We start from the raw sequence: 23822 nt of genomic DNA, 5'->3' as shown, positions 1-23822 counted from the left end.
GGCAGGCTTGGCCGCCGCTGCAACGGCTGGTTTGGCTGGCGCTGGAGCAGGCTTGGCCACTGGAGCAGGCGCTGGCTTGGCGGTGGCGACCTGAGTCGGCGCCGGGGTTGGCTTGGCGGCTGGCGTCGGCGCAGGGCCGGCAGGAACGCCCACAGGTGGTGCCGTGGTGGTAACGGTCGGCGGCGTAGCGCTGGAGCCTTCGACCGGCACGCCATCGTCACCCTCGGTGATGCCACCCGCCGCTTCAGCCAGTGGACCGCGCATGACCGGCTGCGAGTTACCGACCAGCGGCAATGGCATCGGCTGCGTGTTGCCAGCGAATTCGACGGCCGGAGCACCACCATTCGCTGTTGGCTGTCCCTGACCCAGCGGCAGTTGCGCCTGTTCGTTGGCCGGTGCACCCGTGGTCGGTGCCTTGTTGCGACCCGGCATCAACCAGGCGGCAGCTACCGCAACCACGACCACGGCGGAAATCGCCAATACGTGTTTCTTCGGCATATTGAACCCCATTTTTGGACGCTTGACCGCTGAGCGGCTGGCGATCATGGCTTCGATCATTGCATCGCGGGCGACCTGATTGATGCTGCCAGGCCAACCTTCGGAGCTTTCGTGAATATCAGAGATCTGATCCGCGGTGAAAAGTTCGATACCGCGGCCAGCGCCTTCGAGCCGCTGCTCCAGATATTCGCGGGTTTCTTCCTCGGTGTAGGGTTGCAGTTCGATGACATGGAAACGCTCTTCCTCGAGATGCAAAGCCTCAAGCTGAGCAATCAGCGAGGATTCACCGAACAGGAATACATGCGGGCGGCCTTCAGGCGCGCCGGCAGCCAAGATCATCAGCGCCTCAAGAGCGGACTCGTCGAGTTGTTCGGCGTCATCGACCAGCAGATAGACTTCCTGCCCGGTCAGTGCAAGCTGCACCACTTGAGCCAGAATAGCGTCGGCATCAGCCTGGTCGACGTTCAGCGCCTGGGCCACCTGGCGCAATACCCCGGCCGCATCGCCGGCACCGCGGGCAGAAACCACCAGGCTTTGTACCGATTGCTTGTTGGTGCTGGCAACCAGGGCCTGACGCAACAGGGTCTTGCCACTGCCCTCGGGACCGGTGACCACCAGCAGCATCTGGCTATAACGGGCCAGATGATGCAGTTGCCCCAGCACGGGTTTGCGCTGAGCCGGGAAAAATTTGAAGCCAGGCACCCGTGGAGCAAAAGGGTCATGACTCAACTGGTAATGGCCGAGGAACGCCTCGTCGGCATGCAAACTAGTCATCGTGTTCTTATTAACCTTTAAGCTGAGCCAGGGCGCGGTAGTCTGCCCCCAGCGTGGCCTGTAGAACCTCTTTCGGATAATCGTCGGTCACCACCGCTTCACCCATGTGGCGCAGCAGCACCAGGCGCAAACGACCGTCGATCACTTTTTTATCAATGGACATGTGTTCGAGGAAATCGGCTTCTGTCATCTCTTCTGGCGGAATAACCGGCAGCCCCGCACGCTGGAACAGACGAATGCCACGATCGCGCTCCTGCTCGCTGATCCAGCCCAGTCGCGTTGACATTTCCAGCGCCATTACGGTGCCGGCAGCCACCGCCTCACCATGAAGCCATACACCATAGCCCATGTGGGTTTCGATGGCGTGGCCGAAAGTATGGCCCAGGTTCAACGTGGCACGGACACCCGTCTCTTTCTCGTCGGCACCGACCACCGCCGCCTTGGCCGCGCAGGAGCGCTCAATGGCGTAGGTCAGGGCTTGCTGGTCCAGATTGCGCAGGCGATCGACGTTGTCTTCGAGCCAGGTCAGGAACGGCTCATCACAGATCAGCCCGTACTTGATGACTTCAGCCAGTCCGGCGGACAGCTCACGGGCCGGCAGGGTATTGAGGCTGGCGGTATCGATCAGCACGACATTCGGCTGGTAGAAGGCGCCGACCATGTTTTTGCCCAGCGGATGGTTGATCCCGGTCTTGCCGCCCACCGAAGAGTCGACCTGCGACAGCAGCGTGGTCGGAACCTGGATGAAATCGACGCCGCGCTGGTAGCAGGCGGCCGCAAAGCCGGCCATGTCACCGATCACGCCGCCGCCAAGGGCGATCACCGTGGTGCGGCGATCATGCCGGGCGGTCAGCAGGCCGTCGAAAATCAGTTGCAGGGTTTCCCAGGTCTTGAAGGCTTCGCCGTCGGGCAGCACCACGGAAATCACCGAGAACTGCGCCAGGCTGCGGGTCAGACGCTCAAGATAGAGCGGCGCAACAGTCTCGTTGGAAATGATCGCTACTTGCCGTCCGCGAATGTGCGGGGCCAGCAGCTCAGGCTGATCCAACAAACCTTCGCCAATATGAATCGGGTAGCTGCGCTCGCCTAGATCGACCTTGAGTGTCTGCATGTGTCCCCACAGTAAAGATGAATCAGGCGTCCTGCCCTGAGTTTACGAATATCCACAACCTCTGCTGGTGTGACGCCATTCGGTAGCCATCCGCCACAACCTTGAACGGCCATGGCGGGACGCCGAGGATAGCGCATTTCGCGCGGCGCTTTAACGGGGTGGTAGTTGCTGCAAGCGCTCTAGAATGTCGAGTACGACCATTCGTGGCGGTCGCTCATCAGTTTCGACCACCAGGTCGGCAATTTCCCGATATAGCGGATCGCGGATCGCCAACAGATCCCTGAGGGTCTTGGCCGGATCGGCGGTACGCAACAGTGGCCGATTGCGGTCGCGGGCCGTGCGGCCGACCTGCTGCTCGACTGACGCATGCAAATAAACCACTCGCCCACCGGCGTGCAGTGCCCGACGATTGGCTTCGCGCATGACCGCGCCACCGCCTGTCGCCAGCACCACTCCGTCGTAATCGCACAACTCGGCAATCATTGCCTGCTCGCGATCACGAAAGCCCGGTTCGCCTTCTTTATCGAAGATCCAGGGGATATTGGCGCCCGTGCGCAATTCAATTTCCTTATCGGAATCTTTGAATGGCAAGCGCAGCTCTTTGGCCAGCAACCGGCCGATGGTGCTTTTTCCAGCGCCCATCGGTCCAACAAGAATCAAATTTCGCACAGAATCAATGACTCACAGCAATCGCCTGGTTATTCATGATACGCGGAGTGAGGAATACCAACAGCTCGGATTTTTTCTCCGAAATCACATCACGCCGGAAAAGGCGGCCAAGATACGGCACATCGCCAAGAAATGGCACCTTATCTACGACCTTGCTCTGAGTATTTGAGAAAACGCCGCCAATGACGATGGTCTCGCCATCGTTGACCAGGACCTTGGCGTTGACTTCGTTTTTCTTGATGGGCGGTACATCCTGGACCTTGTTCAGGAAGTCCGGTTCGTCCTTGGTGACCTTGACCTCCATGATGATCCGGTTGTCCGGCGTGATCTGCGGCGTCACCTCCAGCGACAGCGAAGCCTCCTTGAACGACACCGAAGTCGCGCCACTGGAACTGGCTTCCTGATAGGGAATCTCGGTGCCTTTGAGGATTTTCGCGGTTTCCTTGTCGGACGTGACCACCTTGGGCTGCGAGACGATTTCCCCGTTGCCGGTTTTCTCCATGGCTGTCAGCTCCAGGTCCAGCAGGACGTTATCGGTGATGAACGCGATACCGATTCCCGAGGTGTTATTGACTGCGCCCATGTCGACGAACGGTGAATTGGTGCTGGTACTGCCGGGCGTGCCAATGGTCGACGACCCATTGACCCCATTGCTGACGCCGGAGGTGTTCCAGTTGCCCCTGTTCTGTATCGAACCGCCCCAGCGCACACCAAGACTCTTGTCGTAGTCGACATTGGCTTCGACGATTCGCGCCTCGATCATCACCTGACGCACCGGAATATCCAGTTGCGTAACGATTCTGCGCAGCTCGTCGAGGCGTTCCTGGGTCTGGTAGGCAATGATGTTGTTGGTGCGTTCATCGACGGTGATCGACCCCCGTTCGTCGGGTTTCGCTTCAGCACTGGTCACCGACTGGAAGAGTTTGGCGATGTCCGCGGCCTTGGCGTAATTCACCTGCAACAATTCCCGACGCAGCGGCGCCAGATCGGCAATCAGCTTCTGTGATTCCAGCTCCTGACGCTCACGGGCGGCAATTTCATCGGCTGGCGCAACAAGCAGCACATTACCGACCTTGCGCTTATCCAGCCCCTTGGTTTTCAGCACCAGATCCAGCGCCTGATCCCACGGCACGTTCTGCAAGCGCAGGGTAATTCCCCCCTGAACCGTGTCGCTGGCCACCAGATTGAGGTTGGTGAAATCGGCGATCAGTTGCAGCACCGAGCGCACATCGATGTCCTGGAAATTCAGTGAAAGCTTCTCGCCGCTGTAGGCGTGTTGCCCGGCATTACGTTTTTGCAGCTCGTCGACCGTCGCCGGGCGAACGCTGACCGTGAGCTTGCTGTCGGTCTGATAGGTCGAGTAATCGAACGTGCCACCGGGCTCAATGCTGATGGTGGCTCGATCACCGCTCACGCTGGCATTGACGAACTGCACTGGCGTGGCGAAATCCTTCACGTCCAGGCGCACGCGCAATGGCTCAGGCAATCGGGTTTTGGCAAATCCAACGATGATCTTGCCCTCGCGCTCTTGTATGTCGGGCGCAATCGATGGATCCGACAAGTCGATCACCACGTTGCCTTCACCCTGGGTTCCCCGTTGGAAATCCACACCCCGAATGGACTTGCCTGCCGTCGTAGCGACTCGTGCCGGAACCGGCATTGCCGTGGTCGCCGGCCGGGATGTCGACGGCTTGACACCCTGCCCGACAACTACCAGCAAATTGTTGCCTTCGATTCGCGAGTCGTACGAGGCCGGCTGGGTCAGGTTGATGATCAATCGCGTACGGTCCCGGACCTCCACCACCGTTGCACTACGGGCATTTCCACTGCCGAGATCGCGAGTTTTGCTGGCCAGCTGACTGACGACACCCGGCAAATCCAGCGCAATCCGGGCCGGTGACTCCGTCGTGTAGCCGTGGGGCACCGGGGGCGGCTCATCGAACGACAACTTCAACTCGACACGGTCTCCCGGCAGCGCAGCGACATCCAGCGCCTTGAGATTGGCCGCTTGTACCATCGGCGACAACAACGCTATCCATAGCGAAAGGCCGAAGGTGGAGAAAATCCTGTTCATTATTCGAGTTCCACTATGAGTGCTCTTTCAAAAGGATGGTCCGGGGACGTTCCAGCCACGCGCCCTGACCATCAGGGACAATTTCAACCACATCGACTTGCGAGCCACTGATCGCAACGATCCGTCCGTCGTTACGACCCAGGTAATCGCCGACTTTCAACCGATGGACCCCACCCGCCCCGCGCAGCAAGGCATAGGAGCCCGTTGCATTGGAAAGGGTGCCGACCATTTCAAACTGCTCGATGTTGAATCCTTCGAGGTACTGCTTGACCCGACCAGGGTCGGGCTTGACGTTACGTGAACCCCTGCGCTGGGCCGCCAGATCAGCGCTAATCTGCGGCGAAAACGGGCTGCGCAGATTCGCCGCGTTGTAAGTGAATGTCGGGTATGACCGGAATACCGGCGTTGGTTCAATCCTGCCCGGCCCACGCTGGTGCATTTCGTTCAGGTACGCGTCCAGATCGTCGTAGTCATCGCCTGCGCCACAACCGGACAGGGCAGACAGCAACACCACCGCCGAAAAACAACGTGCCGGCCTCATTGATGCTGCCCCTTGTCGTTGTAGCGGTAGGTCTTGGCGAGGATGCTCAAGCGCAGTTTCGGACCACCTTCGGGGCTGACGGGGACAAGGTCGAAATCGTGCAATGTGACGATTCGCGGCAACCCGGCCACACCACTGACGAAGTTGCCCAGGTCGTGGTAACCCCCGGTGACCGTGATCTGGATCGGCAGTTCGATGTAGAACGGCTGGGCGACCTCCGGCAGCAGCTTGATCTCTTTGAACTCCAGGCCACTGCCCAGACCGGTACGAGTGATGTCTTCCAGCAAGCCAGGCACTTCGGTGTCGCTGGGCAGTTGTCGCAACAGCATGCCGAAGGAGTTCTCCATCTCCTTCAACTGCTGGGTGTAGAGATCCAGATTCGCCGCCATGCGGGCTTTGCCAGCGAACTGTTCCTTAAGCGTCGACTCTTCCTCGCGCTTGAGATCGAGCTGACTCTCAAGGTCGCGAGTGGAAAAGTTGTAGCCCAGGGCCAGCACCAGAAGCATGAGCAACCCGACCACCAGAAACTTGATCGCAGGCGGCCAGGAACCCATGTTGCTGGTATCCAACTCATTGATGTCGATCTTGCGCAGCTCATCGAACCATTCGGCTGGACTCATTTCCCCCCCTCCGGTGCTGCGGGTTGAGTCTGGCGAACGGTCAACTGGAAGACGTTAGCCTGCCCGACCTGACCGACCGCCGTGGCCTTGACTTCGGTCAGGCTCGGCGCATCGAGCCAGTCTGATGCCTCGAGATTGCGCATCAAGTCTGAAACACGGTTGTTGGATTGCGCGGCACCGGTGATGGACAAGGTCTTTGCGGTCATTTTCACTTCGGTGAAATACACGCCATCGGGCAGTGCGCGCGCCAACTGGTCAAATATTCGCCCGCTGATTTGGCGATTGCCTTGCAGGTCCTGGATGATGCGCATGCGCTCGACCAGTTGCTGACGGCGCACCTTGAGATCATTGATCTGTGTGATCTGCTCATCGAGCTCGGCGATTTGCTTGCCGATGTAATCGTTACGGGCGACTTGCCGGTCGATGGCACCGCTGATGGCCTGGTTCGCGACCAGCACCGCGCCCATCGTGCCCACCATTGCGGCCACCAGGACCAGCAGGAAGCGCTTGCGGCGAACTTCACGCCGCTCCTCACGCCAGGGCAAAAGGTTTATCCGTGCCATCAGTCGAAGCTCCTGAGGGCCAGACCACAGGCGATCATCAACGCCGGGGCATCACTCGCCAGGGCAGCACCATTGACCTTGCGACCCAGAGTCATTTCGGAAAAAGGATTCGCGACCTGGGTCGGCGTGCCCAATTGCTGCTCGATCAAACGGTCCAGCCCCGGGATCGACGCGGTACCGCCGGCCAGCAAGACATGGTCGACGGCGCTGTACTGGCCGGAGGCAAAGAAGAACTGCAACGAACGCGACACCTGCTGCACCAGCGCCTCTCGAAATGGCTGCAAGACCTCACCTGCATAGTCATCCGGCAGGCCGCCCTTCTTTTGCGCCACCCCCGCCTGCTCCAGCGTCAGGCCATAGCGACGCTGGATTTCTTCGGACAACTGCCGGCCGCCGAACAGTTGTTCGCGGGTGTAGATAATCCTCCCGTTGTGCAGCACGCTCAGGGTGGTCATGGTCGCGCCGATGTCCACCACTGCGACCGTCAAAGGTTCCCCGGAAATCGCGAGCCGACTGGCCAGCAACCCGAATGAGCGCTCCAGCGCGTAGGCCTCGACATCGACCACCCGGGCGGTCAGCCCCGCCAGGGCCAGGGCGGCCTCGCGGACTTCGACGTTTTCCTTGCGACAAGCGGCGAGCAGCACGTTGACGCGCTCCGGATGGCGCACGGAGGCGCCCTGGACTTCAAAGTCGATCGCGACTTCATCCAGGGGATAAGGAATGTACTGATCAGCCTCGATCTTCAGCTGGCTTTCCATCTCATCCTCGGAAAGACCGGCATCCATCTCGATGGTCTTGGTGATCACCGCCGAACCTGCCACGGCCACGGCCACGCTCTTGAGGCCGGTTCTGGCCCTGGCCAGCGCGCGAGTGAGGGCCAGCCCCACGCCTTCGAGCTCAGCGATGTTCTTTTCGATCACCGCGCCGACCGACAACGGCTCGACCGCATAAGCCTCGACCCGGTAGCGCTCGCCCTGACGGCTCAACTCCAGAAGCTTCACCGACGTGGAGCTGATATCGATTCCCAGGAACGTATCGGATTTTTTGTTGAAGAGTCCTAGCACGACCAATTCCCTATGACTTTCCGTGAGTTACGGACTCTGCAATGTCCATTGCGTTCAATCCACCCGTCTTGACAGCAGCGCCGACCACGCTCCCGATCAGAAAAATGCTTATAATGCCCAGCGTTTTTTGTCCGCATTTGCTCAAGCGCGGGTCGTTCTCATTTAGCCTGAACCCTGTTGCCCAATTCATTTTTGCCCTGGATATCCAAAAGCCTTGATTCGTCTGCTGAAGTTTTTCGGTTGGTCCTTCGTCGCGGTTTTCTGCGGACTCCTTCTGGGTCTGAGCGGGGCGTACCTTTACCTTAGTCCCGGGCTACCGTCCGTGGAGGCGCTGAGAAGCATCCAGTTGCAGATTCCATTGCGGGTCTACAGCAGCGACAACAAGTTGATCGCAGAATTTGGCGAAATGCGCCGCACGCCGATCCGTTTCGCCGACATTCCCCCCAATTTCATCAATGCGTTACTAAGTGCTGAAGACGATAATTTCGCCAACCACTACGGCGTCGATCCGAGCAGCCTGATGCGTGCCGCGACCCAACTGGTCAAAAGTGGACACATCCAGTCCGGCGGCAGCACCATCACCATGCAGGTGGCGAAGAACTTCTTCCTGAGCAGCGAACGCAGCTTCTCGCGCAAAACCACCGAAATTCTCCTGGCCCTGCAGATCGAACGGCAGCTGACCAAGGACGAGATCCTTGAGCTGTACGTCAACAAGATCTACCTGGGCAACCGCGCCTATGGCATCGAAGCGGCGGCGCAGGTGTATTACGGCAAGTCGATCCGCGATGTCAGCCTGGCGCAGATGGCGATGATTGCCGGCCTGCCCAAGGCACCGTCGCGCTTCAACCCGCTGGCCAACCCGGCGCGCAGCAAGGAACGCCGCGACTGGATCCTGGGGCGCATGTACAAGCTCGGCAAAATCACCGAGGCCGATTACACCGCGGCGATCAACGAACCGCTAAACGCCAGCTATCACGTGCCGACCCCGGAAGTGAACGCCCCGTACATCGCCGAAATGGCCCGTGCCGAAATGGTCGGACGTTATGGCAGCGACGCCTATACCGAAGGCTTCCGCGTCACCACCACCGTACCTAGCGACCTCCAGGAGCTGGCCAACACCGCGGTCCACGAAGGCCTGATGACCTACGATCAGCGCCACGGCTATCGCGGACCCGAGTCGCGGCTGCCGGGCAAGACTCGCGAAGCCTGGGCAATCGAGCTGACCAAACAACGCACCATCAGCAGCCTGGAACCGGCCATCGTGACCCAGGTCGACAAGAACGGCCTGCAAGTGCTGACCCGCACCGGCCAGGAACACGTGAGCTGGGACACCATGAAGTGGGCCCGGCCGTTCCTGAATACCAACAGCCTGGGTGCCAACCCGAAACAACCATCGGACGTGGCCCAGGTCGGCGATCTGATTCGCGTGCAGCGTCAGCCGGACAATTCGCTGAAGTTCAGTCAGATCCCGCAGGCCCAGGGCGCGCTGGTGTCCCTGGACCCACAGAACGGCGCCATTCGTGCGCTGGTCGGCGGTTTCGCCTTCGAGCAGAGCAACTACAACCGCGCATTGCAGGCCAAGCGCCAGCCGGGTTCGAGCTTCAAGCCGTTTGTCTACGCCGCCGCACTGGATAGCGGCTACACCGCCTCCAGCCTGGTGAACGACGCGCCGATCGTGTTCGTCGACGAGTACCTGGACAAGGTCTGGCGTCCAAAGAACGACACCAACACCTTCCTCGGCCCGATTCGCCTGCGTGAAGCGCTGTACAAGTCGCGCAACCTGGTGTCGATCCGCTTGCTGCAAGCGATGGGCGTAGGCAAGACCATCGACTACATCACTCGCTTCGGCTTCAACAAACAGGACCTGCCACCCAACCTGTCCCTGGCGCTGGGCACCGCGACCCTGACGCCAATGGAAATCGCCACCGGCTGGAGCACCTTCGCCAACGGCGGCTACAAGATCACCCCGTACATCATCGACAAGATCGAAAGCCGCAACGGCGACACGCTGTTCGTCGCCAACCCGCCGAGCGTGCCTCAGGGCGGTGCGGCCAGCGATGGCATTGCCGTGCCCGCACCTCAAGCCTTCACGGTCAACGCAACGCCAGGCGAAGCCCCGGGCGCTACGCAGGCGCCACAAGCACCCGCCGTGGCTGAACGCGTCGTTGACGGGCGCACCACGTACATCCTCAACAGCATGCTTGAGGACGTGATCAAGCTCGGCACCGGTCGCCGCGCACTGGCCCTGGGCCGCCCGGACATTGCCGGCAAGACCGGTACGACCAACGAATCCAAGGATGCCTGGTTCTCCGGTTACAACGCCGATTACGTGACCACCGTGTGGACCGGTTTCGATCAACCGGAAAGCCTGGGCCGCAAGGAGTTCGGCGGCACCGTCGCGCTGCCGATCTGGATGAACTACATGGGCCCCGCTCTCAAAGGCAAACCGCCGCACACGCAAGCGGAGCCGGAAGGCCTTCTGAGCCTGCGGGTCGACCCGATCAGCGGCCGTGCGGCCAGCCCGGGCACGCCAGGGGCCTACTTCGAGCTGTTCAAGGCCGAAGATACGCCGCCGTCGGTCAATGAGTTAGGCAACGGCACAGTACCGGGCAGCCCGCTGCCGGCGGACGAAGCGGCGCCGATCGATTTGTTCTGATAGCAGCAATATTGAATAGCCCCGCCTTCGAAAGAAGTGCGGGGCTTTTTTGTGCCTGCCGGTTTTGATGTTGTCTGGTCCGGCCTCTTCGCGAGCAAGCTCGCTCCCACAGGAATCAGCAGCGTACATAAATTCGATGTACACCATCGCCCACTGTGGGAGCGAGCTTGCTCGCGAAGAGGCCCTGACAGGTGGCACAAAACTGTCAGGCACAAAAAAGCCCCGACTCTCACAAGCCGGGGCTTTTCGTTGAAGCGCTACAACGGCTTAGCCGTTGAACACGTCATCCACGCTTTTCAGCGGGTAGTTCTTCGGATACGGCAGGGTCGCCACACCGGTCTCGATGGCGGCTTTAGCCACGGCATCGGAGATCAGGGTGATCAGACGGGCATCCATTGGCTTCGGAATGATGTACTCACGGCCGAACTCCAGCTTGATGCCGCCGTAGGCGTCGCACACTTCCTGAGGCACTGGCAGCTTGGCCAGTTCACGCAGGGCGTTGGCCGCAGCCACTTTCATTTCTTCGTTGATGCGCTTGGCGCGAACGTCCAGGGCACCACGGAAGATGAACGGGAAGCCCAGTACGTTGTTGACCTGGTTCGGGTAGTCGGAACGACCGGTGGCCATGATCACGTCGCTACGGGTGGCGTGTGCCAGCTCCGGGGAGATTTCCGGATCAGGGTTGGAGCACGCGAACACGATCGGGTTGGCCGCCATGGACAGCAGGCCTTCAGGGCTCAGCAGGTTCGGGCCGGACAGGCCTACGAACACGTCAGCGCCTTGCAGGGCGTCAGCCAGGGTGCGCTTGTCGGTCGCATGAGCGAATACAGCCTTGTACTGGTTCAGGTCGTCACGGCCGGAGTGGATCACGCCGGTACGGTCGACCATGTAGATGTTTTCGATGTTGGCGCCCATGCTCACCAGCAACTTCATGCAGGAGATGGCGGCAGCACCGGCACCCAGGCAGACGATCTTGGCTTCCGGCAGGGTTTTGCCAGCGATCTCCAGGGCGTTGATCATGCCGGCGGCGGTCACGATCGCGGTGCCGTGCTGGTCATCATGGAATACCGGAATATCGCACTGCTCGATCAGAGCGCGTTCGATTTCAAAGCACTCGGGTGCCTTGATGTCTTCCAGGTTGATGCCACCGAAGGTGATGGAGATGCGCTTGACGGTGTCGATGAAGGCTTGCGGGCTTTCGGAGTCGACTTCGATGTCGAAAACGTCGATGCCGGCGAAGCGCTTGAACAGTACGCCTTTACCTTCCATCACTGGCTTGGAAGCCAATGGGCCGAGGTTACCCAGGCCGAGAATCGCGGTGCCATCGGAAATGACTGCAACCAGGTTGCCTTTGCCGGTGTACTTGTAGGCCAGCTCAGGATCGCGGGCGATCTCGCGTACTGGTTCGGCTACGCCCGGGCTGTAGGCCAGCGACAGGTCGCGAGCGGTAGCAGTGGCCTTGGTGAGCTCGACACTCAGCTTCCCTGGACGAGGATTGGCATGATATTCGAGAGCGGCAGTTTTCAGATCAGACATTTTGGCATTCCGCTTTTACTGTTGGACAGACTGGTCAGCGAGGATACGCGCCTCGCAAAGTCCCCACAAGACTGACCGGTCACCCCTGTCAAGCGCCCCGCCCTACGACTTTGGGCCAAGAGCCACGGAACATAAGGGATAGACTGTTCACAATCGAAAGAAAAAATGTCTACAATTTTTTATCACTGCGCGACTTGGAGCATCGCCGGATCAGTCAAGGGTAACATCCAGCGCGCCTGCCCTTCCTTGAGACCACCTTTGCGCGAGCGATCCAGCACCCAGCCGCGCGCCTCGACTTGCTTGCCCGCGAGACTTTCCAGCGAATTCACATCGAAACGCGCCAGCAGATTGGGTGCAACGCGTAATACAACCGAATCCTGCAACTCGATCCAAACCCCGCCGCGATTACGCTGCACCTTGCTCACTCGACCGCTGAGCACGGCAAAACCGGAGTTAGTGATCTGCTCCGCTTTCAGTATAGGTGACTGGCGCCATAACCCGAGCCCGGCCTGACGCGCACTGCGCTCAGCCGCTTGCTGACAGGCGACCAGATCGACATTCGGTGCCACGGCCACTTGAAAACCCAGGCCTTCGGCAAGCATTTGCGCTTCGAGGTTGGCGCCATCGGCACCGTAGACATGGGCCAGGGTGCGGCCATAATGGTCTTTGCTTTCTTTGCCTGGCAGCAAACCGACTTGCCCGTCGCTCGCCGCCACCAGGGCTTCGAGTCGCTTGCGCGCCGCCACGGCGAACGGCTCGTCGGAGCGGCCCTTCTTGCCCAGCTCCGGCGTGTTCAAGCCGATCATGCGCACGCTGCGGCCATCGCTCAGGCGCAGGGTGTCACCATCAACGACTCGCTGCACCGCAACCTTGGCCAGGTCGCCGGGGGCCGGGCAAAAGGCCTGGGCGGCGGAAAGCCAGATCGCGGACACAAAAAAGGCGCCCGCAAGGGACGCCTTTTTCATCAGCATGGAAAAACCGCAGCGGCTTCCCAAGTCGATCGGCCTTAGGCCTTTTTCGCGCCGAAAGCACCGAAACGGTCGGCGAACTTCTGAACGCGACCACCGGTGTCCAGAGTCTTCTGCTTACCGGTGTAGAACGGGTGGCATTCGTTGCAAACGTCGATCGCCAGGGCTTTGCCGAAGGTCGAACGGGTTTCGAACTTGTTGCCGCAGCTGCAGGTAACAGCAACTGCCGGGTATTCTGGATGGATATCAGCTTTCATGGTGTTTTCCTCGGGCTAGCGTGCCGCCACCCAACACTATTGTTGAATACCGCACGTAATTAGGCCGCGGATTCTACCAGACAATCCCGTTCACGCAAGCTGTCCCTCAAACCAGTCGTCTGCTAGGCTCCCGGCCCAATACGCGATCCCTGTGGGAGCGAGCTTGCTCGCGATGAGGGCGTGTCAGTCAGCATATATTTTGCCTGACACGGCGCTATCGCGAGCAAGCTCGCTCCCACAGGGGGCATGCAACCCCGCTTTTATCTTCCGCTGATCGAGATCCCCGCGTGCCCGACGCCATTCTGCGCCTCGCCCTGCCTTCGCCGCTGCGCCGCCTGTTCGATTACCGTGCTCCGGCCGGCGTCCTGCGCGCCCAGTTGCACCCCGGCATGCGTTTGCGGGTGCCGTTCGGCCGGCGCGAGATGATCGGGATCCTGGTGGAAGTCACCAACACCAGCGAGGTGCCGGTCGAGAAACTCAAGCCGGCCCTTGCCCTGCTCGATGCCACGCCACCGCTGCCGCCCGCGCTGTTCAAGCTGTGCCTGTGGACGTCCCAGTATTATCAGCACAGCCTCGGCGACACCTTGAGCTGGGCGCTACCGGTGCTGCTGCGCCAGGGTGAGCTGGCCGAAGCGCGCCAGGAACGTTTCTGGTCCGCCGCGCCGGGCGCCAGCCTCGATGATCCGCGCATCGCCCGCGCCCCGCGCCAGCGCGAAGCCCTGGCCACGCTGGCCCAGCATCCCCACGGCGTCGCCCATCAATTGCTGAGCAAACTGATGCTGAGCAAGGACAGCCTGGATTTGCTGCTGGCCAAGGAACTGGTGCAGGTCGAGATCCGTCGCCACGCCCCCGGTGCACGCCACGAACACTGGCTGGCGCAACCGGAACTGCCGCTGAACCCGGAGCAACGTGCCGCCTATGAGGCAATTCGCGCCGGCTTCGACAGTTACCACGCGTTCCTGCTGGCCGGCGTCACCGGCAGCGGCAAGACCGAAGTCTATTTGCAGTTGATCCGCGAAACCCTTGAGGCCGGCAAGCAGGCACTGGTGCTGATCCCGGAAATCAACCTCGGCCCGCAGACCCTGGCGCGCTTCGAGCAGCGTTTCAATGCCCGCATCGCGTTGATCCATTCGGCGGTCAATGACCGCGAACGCCTCGATGCCTGGCTGGCCGCCCGGGACGGTGAGGCCGACATTATTATCGGCACCCGCTCGGCCCTGTTCACGCCGATGAAGAACCCCGGCCTGATCATCATCGACGAAGAGCACGACGGCTCCTATAAACAGCAGGAAGGTTTGCGCTACCACGCCCGCGATCTGGCGCTAGTGCGGGCGCGACAGGAAAACATCCCGATTGTCCTCGGCTCCGCCACCCCTTCGCTGGAAAGCCTGCACAATGCCTACACCGGCCGCTACGGGTTGCTGCGCCTGAACGAGCGCGCCGGCGGCGCCAAACAGCCACGCTTCCTGCGACTGGACGTCAAAAGCCGCCCACTGGACAGCGGCATCTCCGGCCCCATGCAACAAGCCATCGGCCAGACCCTGGCCGCCGGGCAGCAGGTACTGGTGTTCCTCAACCGCCGCGGCTTCGCCCCGACCCTGCTGTGCCATGACTGTGGCTGGATGTCCGAGTGCCAGCGTTGCGATGCGCGGATGACCGTGCATCAGCGTTACGGCGAGTTGCGCTGCCACCATTGCGGCTACGTCGAGCGCGTGCCGCGCCAGTGCCCGAAGTGCAACAAGGTCGATCTGCGCCCCGTGGGCGCCGGCACCGAACGGGCCGAGGAGCGCCTGGCGATCCTGTTCCCGGACTATCCGGTACTGCGGGTCGACCGCGACAGCACGTCGCGCAAGGACGCGATGAACCAGTTGTTCGCGACCATTCAAAAAGGTCAGCCGTGCATTTTGATCGGCACGCAGATGCTCGCCAAAGGCCACCACTTTCCACGGGTGACGCTGGTGTCGATCCTCGACGCCGACGGCGGCCTGTTCTCCGGCGACTTCCGCGCCAGCGAGCGCATGGCTCAACTGATCGTCCAGGTCGCCGGCCGCGCAGGTCGCGCCGAAGAGCCGGGCAAAGTGATTATCCAGACGCACCTGGCCGACCATCCGCTGCTGGTGCAACTGACCGAGCAAGGCTACTTCGCCTTCGCCGAGCAGGCTTTGAGCGAACGCCGTGCGGCCGGGTTGCCGCCGTTTGCGCACCTGGCGCTGTTGCGGGCCGAGGCGCACAAACCGGGCCAGGCCGAAGGCTTCCTCGATGAGGCGTGCAGCGAGGCCGAACGTTTGCTGGCCGAGCAGAATCTGTCCGGCATTGAATTGCTGGGGCCGGTGCCGGCGCCGATGGAGCGCCGGGCCGGGCGCTATCGTGCGCAGTTGTTGTTGCAGGCTACGGCGCGGGCACCGTTGCATCGATTGCTTGCCAGCTGGTTGTTGGTGCTGGAGCAGATGCCGAGCGGGCGGGCGGTGCGCTGGTCGCTGGATGTTGATCCTGTGGATTTGTATTGATTTCAAAACCGTAATCGCGAGCAAGCTCGCTCCCACAATGGTTTTTCAGTGGGAATACAATTTGTATCCACCACAAAACCTGTGGGAGCGAGCTTGCTCTCGATTGCGGTCAAATTGTCACCACACATCCACATCCTGCCTGCTAAGGTTGGCAAGCCCGTCTTCGCAACGGATAATGCCCAGTTTTTCCACCAGCGCATGATGCGCCGCCGCGCCTGCGGTCGAAAGAGAAGACCATGAAAGACACCATTCGCCAGCTGATCCAACAAGCCATCACCCAACTCGTCAACGAAGGTGTGTTGCCTGAAGGCCTGTCGCCGGCGATCCAGGTGGAAAACTCCCGCGACAAGAAGAACGGCGATTTCGCCAGCAACATCGCCATGATGCTGGCCAAGCCTGCGGGCATGAAGCCGCGCGACCTGGCGGAAAAAATCATTGCCGCGCTGCCGGCTGACGAAAACATCTCCAAGACCGAAATCGCCGGCCCTGGCTTCCTGAACTTCTTCCAGAACACCGATGCCCTGGCTTCGCGCCTGGACGCGGCCCTGGCCGACGCCAAAATCGGCGTACGCAAAACCGGCCCGGTGCAGCGCACTGTGGTTGACCTGTCGGCACCGAACCTGGCCAAAGAGATGCACGTCGGCCACCTGCGCTCGACCATCATCGGCGACGGCGTGGCCCGCGTGCTGGAATTCCTCGGCGACACCGTTATCCGTCAGAACCACGTCGGCGACTGGGGCACCCAGTTCGGCATGCTGATGGCTTATCTGCAGGAAAACCCGATCACCAGCGACGAGTTGTCGGACCTGGAGAACTTCTACCGCGCCGCCAAGCAACGCTTCGACGAATCCGAAGAGTTCGCCGACCGCGCCCGTGGCCTGGTGGTCAAGCTGCAGGCCGGCGATGCCGACTGCCTGGCACTGTGGACCAAGTTCAAGGACATCTCGCTGTCCCACTGCCAGAAGATCTACGAACTGCTCAACGTCAAACTGACCATGGCCGACGTGATGGGCGAAAGCGCCTACAACGACGACCTGATCAACGTGGTCAACGACCTCAAGGCCGCAGGCATGCTGGTCGAGAGCAACGGCGCCCAGTGCGTGTTCCTCGACGAGTTCAAGAACGCCGACGGCGACCCGCTGCCGGTGATCATCGTCAAGGCTGACGGCGGCTACCTCTACGCCACCACCGACCTGGCCGCCGTACGCTACCGCAGCGGCAAGCTCAAGGCCGATCGCGCGCTGTACTTCGTCGACCAGCGTCAGGCCCTGCACTTCCAGCAAGTGTTCGCCGTAGCGCGCAAGGCTGGCTTCGTGACCCATCCGATGGAAATGGAACACATGGGCTTTGGCACCATGAACGGCGCTGACGGCCGTCCGTTCAAGACCCGTGATGGCGGCACCGTGAAACTGATCGACCTGCTGACCGAAGCCCAGGAGCGCGCCTACACCCTGGTCAAGGACAAGAACCCGGAGCTGGCCGATACCGAGCTGCGCAACATCGCCAAGGTGGTGGGCATCGGTGCAGTGAAATACGCCGACCTGTCCAAGCACCGCACCAGCGACTACAGCTTCAACTTCGACCTGATGCTCAACTTCGAAGGCAACACCGCGCCGTACCTGCTGTACGCCTACACCCGCGTGGCCGGCGTGTTCCGCAAACTCGGCAAGGACTTCAGCGAAGTGGAAGGACAAATCGTCCTCGAAGCGGCGCATGAACATGAGCTGGCAGCGAAACTGGCGCAGTTTGGCGAAATCCTGAACAACGTGTCCGAAAAAGGCACCCCGCACATCCTCTGCACTTACCTGTACGACGTCGCCGGCCTGTTCTCCAGCTTCTACGAGAACTGCCCGATCCTCGCCGCCGATACCCCGGCACAGATGCAGAGCCGCCTGCGCCTCGCCGCGCTGACCGGGCGCACCCTCAAGCAAGGCCTGGAACTCTTGGGCCTGGAAACTCTGGAGCGTATGTAAGTTGGCTGCCAAGAAAAAACCTGCACCCAAGCGTGGCGCCAGCCGTTACCAAGCTCCTGCAAAGCAACCGATCCCGGGCTGGCTGTGGATGGCCATCGGCCTGACGGTCGGCGCGTTCATCGTATTCCTGATGAAGCTGGAACCGGGCAAGGGCAGCGACACGGTCAAGCGTGAAAAAGTCGAGCAACAGCAACAGCAGAAAGCCAGCAAGATCGCCGAGGCCAACAAGACCCCGCCGAGCCCGACGCAACCGGTGAAGCCGAAGTACGACTTCTACACCTTGCTGCCGGAATCGGAAGTCATCGTGCCGCCGGATGCCGTGCCGGAAAAAACCCTGCCGACGCCGCAAGTACCGGCCATCCCGACAACGCCGGTCACCCCGGCCGAAGCGGCGAAGATCGACACGGCTCGCGCCCAGGCTGCATTGGCCGGGATCACGCCTCCGCCAGCACCACCGGTCAAGGCTGCGCCAGTGACGAAATTTTTCCTGCAGGCCGGTTCGTTCCGCAAAGAAACCGATGCGGACAAGGTGCGAGCGCAGATCATCCTGCTGGGTCAGGCTGTCTCGGTCGAGTCCGGCACGGTGAAGGACGAAACCTGGTATCGGGTGCTGGTCGGTCCGTTCAGCAACCGCGAACAACTGACTACCGCCCAGAAACAACTGGCCGGCGCGGGCTTCAGCAATCTGTTGTTACAACAGCGCCAGAGCCGCTGATCCCTTCAGGACTACCACGTCATCGTTCATAGTCGGAACGCCGCCCGGAGCAGCCCACTCCCACAGGGTTTTACGCTAACCCTGTGGGAGCGAGCTTGCTCGCGATGGCGTCATATCCCACACCACATATCCCCATTTGTAACACGCCGCCCGTCCCCTCTTCCGCTACGCAGTTGAAATCCACTCCACCACCCCCATATGAATGGGCATAAGGCATTTTCGCCCCGCTGCGTGGAGACTCTTCCCTTGACCACCATCGTTTCAGTTCGCCGCCACGGCAAAGTCGTCATGGGCGGCGACGGCCAGGTTTCCCTCGGCAACACCGTGATGAAAGGCAACGCGAAAAAAGTTCGTCGCCTGTACCACGGCCAGGTCATCGCCGGGTTTGCCGGCGCTACCGCTGACGCCTTTACCCTCTTCGAACGTTTCGAAGGCCAGCTTGAAAAACACCAGGGTCACCTGGTGCGCGCCGCTGTCGAACTCGCCAAAGAATGGCGCACCGACCGCTCCCTGAGCCGTCTCGAAGCCATGCTTGCGGTCGCCAACAAAGACGCCTCCCTGATCATCACCGGCAACGGTGATGTGGTTGAACCGGAAGACGGCCTGATCGCCATGGGTTCCGGTGGCGCCTACGCCCAGGCCGCCGCCAGCGCACTGCTGAAAAAGACCGACCTGTCAGCCCGGGAAATCGTCGAAACCGCTCTCGGCATCGCCGGCGACATCTGCGTATTCACCAACCACACCCAGACCATTGAGGAGCAGGACTGCGCCGAGTAAGCCCGTGCAGCCACCGCACCACGGCCCATTCTTGCTTGAGGTCCACTGAATATTATGTCCATGACTCCCCGTGAAATCGTCCACGAACTCAACCGCCACATCATCGGCCAGGACGATGCCAAGCGCGCCGTCGCCATTGCCCTGCGCAACCGCTGGCGCCGCATGCAGCTGCCTGAAGAGCTGCGCGTTGAAGTCACGCCAAAGAACATCCTGATGATCGGCCCGACCGGTGTCGGTAAAACCGAGATCGCCCGTCGCCTGGCCAAACTGGCCAATGCGCCGTTCATCAAGGTCGAAGCGACCAAGTTCACTGAAGTCGGCTATGTCGGCCGCGATGTCGAGTCGATCATTCGTGACCTCGCCGACGCCGCGATCAAGCTGCTGCGCGAACAGGAAATCGTCAAGGTTCGCCACCGCGCCGAAGATGCCGCCGAAGAGCGCATCCTCGACGCCCTGCTGCCACCGGCACGCATGGGTTTCAGCAACGATGACGCCCCGACTGCCGATTCCAACACCCGCCAGCTGTTCCGCAAGCGCCTGCGCGAAGGCCAGCTGGATGACAAGGAGATCGAAATCGAAGTCGCCGAAATGGCCGGCGTCGATATCTCCGCGCCACCGGGCATGGAAGAAATGACCAACCAGTTGCAGAGCCTGTTCGCCAACATGGGCAAGGGCAAGCGCAAGAGCCGCAAGCTCAAGGTCAAGGAAGCGCTCAAGCTGGTGCGTGACGAAGAAGCCAGCCGCCTGGTCAACGATGAAGAGTTGAAGGCCAAGGCCCTGGAAGCGGTCGAGCAGCACGGCATCGTGTTCATCGACGAAATCGACAAGGTCGCCAAGCGTGGCAATTCCGGCGGCGTCGATGTATCCCGCGAAGGCGTGCAGCGTGACTTGCTGCCGCTGATCGAAGGCTGCACCGTCAACACCAAACTGGGCATGGTCAAGACCGACCACATCCTGTTCATTGCTTCCGGTGCGTTCCACCTGAGCAAGCCGAGCGACCTGGTGCCCGAGCTGCAAGGCCGTCTGCCGATTCGTGTCGAACTCAAGGCCCTGAGCCCTGAAGATTTCGAACGCATCCTCAGCGAGCCTCACGCCTCGCTCACCGAGCAATACTGCGCACTGCTGAAAACCGAAGGCCTGGGCATCGAGTTCCAGCCGAGCGGCATCAAGCGCATCGCCGAGATCGCCTGGCAGGTCAACGAGAAAACCGAAAACATCGGTGCCCGTCGCCTGCACACCCTGCTCGAGCGCCTGCTCGAAGAGGTGTCGTTCAGCGCCGGCGACCTGGCCAGCGTCCATGACGACAAGGTGATCCAGATCGACGCCGACTACGTCAACAGCCACCTGGGCGAATTGGCGCAGAACGAAGACCTGTCCCGTTATATCCTGTAAGCCATACTTGTAGGAGCGAGCTTGCTCGCGATGGTGTGTCAGTCGACATTGATGCAACTGATCGACCATCGCGAGCAAGCTCGCTCCTACAGGGTTCCATCCAAAACGGAACGGCGCTCATGACCCAACTCCCTACCGACATCAAGCTGCACAAAGCCTCGAAAACCCTGTCGCTGAAATACGCATCCGGCGAGGAATACACCCTGCCCGCCGAGTTCCTGCGCGTGCATTCTCCTTCCGCCGAGGTCCAGGGCCACGGCAAACCCATCCTGCAATTTGGCAAGATCAACGTAGGCCTGACCAAAGTAGAACCGGCCGGTCAGTACGCACTGAAACTGACCTTCGATGACGGTCACGACAGCGGCCTGTTCACCTGGGAATATCTCTACGAACTGGCGCGACGTTATGACGCACTCTGGGAAGACTATCTGGCCGAGCTGAAAGCCGCCGGAAAAACCCGCGACCCTAACGAATCCGTCGTCAAGCTGATGCTCTAATCCGAGCCTCTTGCTCTTTAGAGGGCATTTTCTAATTTCATCTGTTTGAATGCTTGGCCGCGAGGTCAGTCATTGGCCTGCTTGCGAAAAAAATTAAACTCGGGTAACCAATGGAACTGGCAAGTTCCCTGCAGTGCTCTCTGTGAATTAAAAAGCAGCGATGCAGAATTAACGGTCACCCGAGCAGTAGTACCTGGCATTGGCTGTGTGACTACACAGCAGGACCCCGGTACTCGTCTCAGGACAATGGAGCGTCGTAGATGAGTAACAAGAATAACGATGACTTGAAGTATCAGGCCTCGGAAAACACCTTGGGACTGAATCCTGTCGTTGGGCTGCGTGGAAAAGATCTACTGGGTTCTGCTCGAATGGTGCTCAGGCAGGCCATCAAACAACCGATTCACAGCGCCAGGCATGTCGCTCATTTCGGCCTTGAACTCAAGAACGTGCTGTTCGGCAAATCCGAGCTTCAACCGACCAGCGATGACCGTCGCTTCGCGGATCCGGCCTGGAGCCAGAACCCGCTCTACAAACGTTATCTGCAAACCTACCTGGCGTGGCGCAAGGAACTCCACGACTGGATCGATGAGAGTAACCTCTCGCCCAAAGACGTTGCCCGTGGCCACTTCGTGATCAATCTTGTGACTGAAGCCATGGCTCCGACCAACACCGCCGCCAATCCGGCAGCGGTCAAGCGCTTCTTCGAAACCGGCGGTAAAAGCCTGCTCGACGGTCTCTCGCATCTGGCCAAGGACATGGTGCACAACGGCGGCATGCCGAGCCAGGTCAACATGGGTGCGTTCGAGGTCGGCAAAACTCTCGGCGTGACCGAAGGTGCGGTGGTGTTCCGCAACGATGTGCTGGAACTGATCCAGTACAAGCCGATCACCGAACAGGTCTACGAGCGTCCATTGCTGGTGGTACCCCCGCAGATCAACAAGTTCTATGTGTTCGACCTGAGCCCTGAAAAGAGCCTGGCGCGCTTCTGCCTGCGCAGCAATGTGCAGACCTTCATCGTCAGCTGGCGCAATCCGACCAAGGAGCAACGCGAGTGGGGTCTGTCGACCTACATCGAGGCGCTCAAGGAAGCGGTCGACGTGGTCACCGCCATCACCGGCAGCAAAGACGTGAACATGCTTGGCGCCTGCTCCGGTGGCATCACCTGCACCGCGCTGCTGGGTCACTACGCCGCGATCGGCGAGAGCAAGGTTAATGCTCTCACCCTGCTGGTAAGCGTACTGGACACCACCCTGGACAGTGACGTGGCGCTGTTCGTCGACGAACAGACACTCGAATCCGCCAAGCGCCACTCGTATCAGGCCGGAGTACTCGAAGGCAAGGACATGGCCAAGGTCTTCGCCTGGATGCGTCCGAACGATCTGATCTGGAACTACTGGGTCAACAACTACCTGTTGGGCAACGAACCGCCGGTTTTCGACATCCTGTTCTGGAACAACGACACCACACGGTTACCGGCAGCGTTCCACGGCGATCTGATCGAAATGTTCAAAAGCAACCCACTGATTCGCCCGAATGCACTGGAAGTGTGCGGCACCGCCATTGACCTGAAGCAGGTGACGGCCGACATCTTTTCCCTGGCCGGTACCAGCGACCACATCACTCCGTGGAAGTCCTGCTACAAGTCGGCGCAACTGTTCGGCGGCAATGTTGAATTCGTGCTGTCCAGCAGCGGGCATATCCAGAGCATCCTGAACCCGCCGGGCAATCCGAAATCCCGTTACATGACCAGTACCGAAATGGCGACCAGTGCCGAGGAGTGGCAAGAGAACTCCACCAAGCACACCGATTCCTGGTGGCTGCACTGGCAGACCTGGCAGGCCCAGCGCTCGGGCAACCTGAAAAAAGCTCCGCTGAAACTGGGCAACAAAGCCTACCCGGCGGGCGAAGCTGCACCGGGCACTTATGTACACGAGCGATAACTGACACACCCGCCCCTGTAGGAGCGAGCTTGCTCGCGATGGACGTTAACGATAACGCGTTCTTTCCGGATTAACGCGTTGCGCTTGAGTTCATCGCGAGCAAGCTCGCTCCTACAAGGGATCGGGAAGAATTCGAGAGAACGACCCACAGGGCCAGAAGCATGCCGCAACCCTTCATATTCCGTACCGTCGATCTGGATGGCCAGACGCTCCGCACGGCGGTACGCCCCGGCAAGCCTCACTTGACGCCCCTGCTGATTTTCAACGGCATTGGCGCCAACCTGGAGCTGGTGTTCCCGTTCGTCGCGGCGCTGGATCCGGACCTGGAAGTCATCTGCTTCGACGTACCCGGTGTCGGTGGTTCGTCGACGCCGAACCGGCCGTATCGTTTTCCGAGCCTGGCGAAACTCACGGCGCGGATGCTCGACTATCTCGACTACGGGCAGGTCAACGTCATCGGCGTGTCCTGGGGTGGCGCCCTGGCCCAACAGTTCGCTTACGACTATCCGGAGCGCTGCAAGAAACTCGTGCTGGCGGCGACGGCGGCGGGTGCGGTGATGGTGCCGGGCAAACCGAAGGTGTTGTGGATGATGGCCAGCCCGCGACGTTACATCCAGCCGTCCCACGTGATCCGCATTGCGCCGATGATCTACGGCGGCTCATTCCGTCGCGACCCGACGCTGGCCGCGA

Annotated in this window: 20 protein-coding genes; 9 read left to right on the top strand and 11 right to left on the bottom strand. The window is 60.6% G+C overall.

From position 1 onward, the window contains the following. The 8 genes from PMI29_RS12500 to PMI29_RS12535 all read right to left on the bottom strand — a co-directional run. Nucleotides 1-1272, bottom strand: a 1272-nt coding sequence (locus tag PMI29_RS12500) for an ExeA family protein (protein ID WP_007999228.1), incomplete at its 3' end; no start/stop codon positions are given. Nucleotides 1273-1282: 10 nt separating this feature from the next. Continuing rightward, on the bottom strand, nt 1283-2383 hold the full coding sequence (gene aroB / locus PMI29_RS12505) for a 3-dehydroquinate synthase (protein WP_007999227.1): 1101 nt from the start codon (nt 2381-2383) through the stop codon (nt 1283-1285). Nucleotides 2384-2533: 150 nt separating this feature from the next. Continuing rightward, entirely contained in the window at nt 2534-3052 is a 519-nt protein-coding gene (gene aroK, locus PMI29_RS12510) for a shikimate kinase AroK (RefSeq protein ID WP_015093141.1), read from the bottom strand. A gap of 4 nt (nt 3053-3056) precedes the next feature. Then, entirely contained in the window at nt 3057-5126 is a 2070-nt protein-coding gene (pilQ, locus tag PMI29_RS12515; RefSeq protein WP_007999224.1) for a type IV pilus secretin PilQ, read from the bottom strand. Nucleotides 5127-5139: 13 nt separating this feature from the next. Next, nucleotides 5140-5667, bottom strand: a complete 528-nt coding sequence (locus PMI29_RS12520; RefSeq protein ID WP_007999222.1) for a pilus assembly protein PilP — start codon at nt 5665-5667, stop codon at nt 5140-5142. Continuing rightward, nucleotides 5664-6287 carry a type 4a pilus biogenesis protein PilO gene (pilO, locus tag PMI29_RS12525; RefSeq protein WP_007999220.1) on the bottom strand — a complete coding sequence of 208 codons (624 nt, stop codon included), beginning with the start codon at nt 6285-6287 and terminating at the stop codon, nt 5664-5666. Before pilO ends, PMI29_RS12520 begins: the two co-directional genes overlap by 4 nt. Continuing rightward, nucleotides 6284-6850: a PilN domain-containing protein gene (locus tag PMI29_RS12530; RefSeq protein WP_007999218.1), complete on the bottom strand. Its 567-nt coding sequence runs from the start codon at nt 6848-6850 to the stop codon at nt 6284-6286. The genes pilO and PMI29_RS12530 overlap by 4 nt, the downstream gene beginning before the upstream one ends. Next, nucleotides 6850-7914 (bottom strand): pilus assembly protein PilM, encoded by a 1065-nt coding sequence (locus PMI29_RS12535; protein WP_007999216.1) that lies wholly within the window; start codon nt 7912-7914, stop codon nt 6850-6852. Before PMI29_RS12535 ends, PMI29_RS12530 begins: the two co-directional genes overlap by 1 nt. A 217-nt stretch (nt 7915-8131) precedes the next feature. Here PMI29_RS12535 and PMI29_RS12540 point away from each other — a divergent pair, with 217 nt between their 5' ends. Beyond that, nucleotides 8132-10570 carry a penicillin-binding protein 1A gene (locus PMI29_RS12540; protein WP_443216454.1) on the top strand — a complete coding sequence of 813 codons (2439 nt, stop codon included), beginning with the start codon at nt 8132-8134 and terminating at the stop codon, nt 10568-10570. A 267-nt stretch (nt 10571-10837) separates the two neighbouring features. On the opposite strand, the gene PMI29_RS12545 is transcribed toward PMI29_RS12540, so the two are convergent. The 3 genes from PMI29_RS12545 to rpmE form a co-directional block, all read right to left on the bottom strand. Beyond that, entirely contained in the window at nt 10838-12106 is a 1269-nt protein-coding gene (locus PMI29_RS12545; RefSeq protein ID WP_007989306.1) for a malic enzyme-like NAD(P)-binding protein, read from the bottom strand. Nucleotides 12107-12288: 182 nt separating this feature from the next. Then, nucleotides 12289-13077 (bottom strand): thermonuclease family protein, encoded by a 789-nt coding sequence (locus PMI29_RS12550; RefSeq protein ID WP_007999212.1) that lies wholly within the window; start codon nt 13075-13077, stop codon nt 12289-12291. Nucleotides 13078-13112: 35 nt separating this feature from the next. Continuing rightward, entirely contained in the window at nt 13113-13331 is a 219-nt protein-coding gene (gene rpmE, locus PMI29_RS12555) for a 50S ribosomal protein L31 (protein WP_007975586.1), read from the bottom strand. Nucleotides 13332-13618: 287 nt separating this feature from the next. Between rpmE and PMI29_RS12560 the strand changes: the two genes are divergently transcribed. From PMI29_RS12560 to phaZ, 8 genes are all read left to right on the top strand, one after another. Further along, the gene (locus tag PMI29_RS12560) at nt 13619-15838 is read left to right on the top strand and encodes a primosomal protein N' (protein WP_007999210.1); all 2220 of its coding nucleotides are present in this window, start codon (nt 13619-13621) and stop codon (nt 15836-15838) included. A 236-nt stretch (nt 15839-16074) separates the two neighbouring features. Then, entirely contained in the window at nt 16075-17811 is a 1737-nt protein-coding gene (gene argS / locus PMI29_RS12565; RefSeq protein ID WP_007999208.1) for an arginine--tRNA ligase, read from the top strand. A 1-nt stretch (nt 17812) separates the two neighbouring features. Beyond that, the gene (locus tag PMI29_RS12570) at nt 17813-18526 is read left to right on the top strand and encodes an SPOR domain-containing protein (RefSeq protein WP_007999206.1); all 714 of its coding nucleotides are present in this window, start codon (nt 17813-17815) and stop codon (nt 18524-18526) included. 246 nt (nt 18527-18772) lie between these two features. Then, nucleotides 18773-19303 carry an ATP-dependent protease subunit HslV gene (hslV, locus tag PMI29_RS12575; RefSeq protein ID WP_007975582.1) on the top strand — a complete coding sequence of 177 codons (531 nt, stop codon included), beginning with the start codon at nt 18773-18775 and terminating at the stop codon, nt 19301-19303. Nucleotides 19304-19357: 54 nt separating this feature from the next. After that, nucleotides 19358-20695 (top strand): HslU--HslV peptidase ATPase subunit, encoded by a 1338-nt coding sequence (gene hslU, locus PMI29_RS12580; protein ID WP_007999203.1) that lies wholly within the window; start codon nt 19358-19360, stop codon nt 20693-20695. 119 nt (nt 20696-20814) lie between these two features. Beyond that, complete coding sequence (locus PMI29_RS12585; protein ID WP_007999201.1) at nt 20815-21192, top strand: gamma-butyrobetaine hydroxylase-like domain-containing protein; 378 nt, start codon at nt 20815-20817, stop codon at nt 21190-21192. Between the two features lie 260 nt (nt 21193-21452). Then, nucleotides 21453-23132 carry a class II poly(R)-hydroxyalkanoic acid synthase gene (gene phaC, locus PMI29_RS12590; protein ID WP_007999199.1) on the top strand — a complete coding sequence of 560 codons (1680 nt, stop codon included), beginning with the start codon at nt 21453-21455 and terminating at the stop codon, nt 23130-23132. Between the two features lie 161 nt (nt 23133-23293). Then, nucleotides 23294-23822, top strand: a 529-nt coding sequence (phaZ, locus tag PMI29_RS12595) for a poly(3-hydroxyalkanoate) depolymerase (RefSeq protein WP_007999197.1), incomplete at its 3' end; no start/stop codon positions are given.

The organism is Pseudomonas sp. GM49, assembly GCF_000282355.1.
In the GTDB taxonomy this organism is placed as follows: domain Bacteria; phylum Pseudomonadota; class Gammaproteobacteria; order Pseudomonadales; family Pseudomonadaceae; genus Aquipseudomonas.
This window is presented reverse-complemented; position numbering and strand designations above follow the sequence as displayed.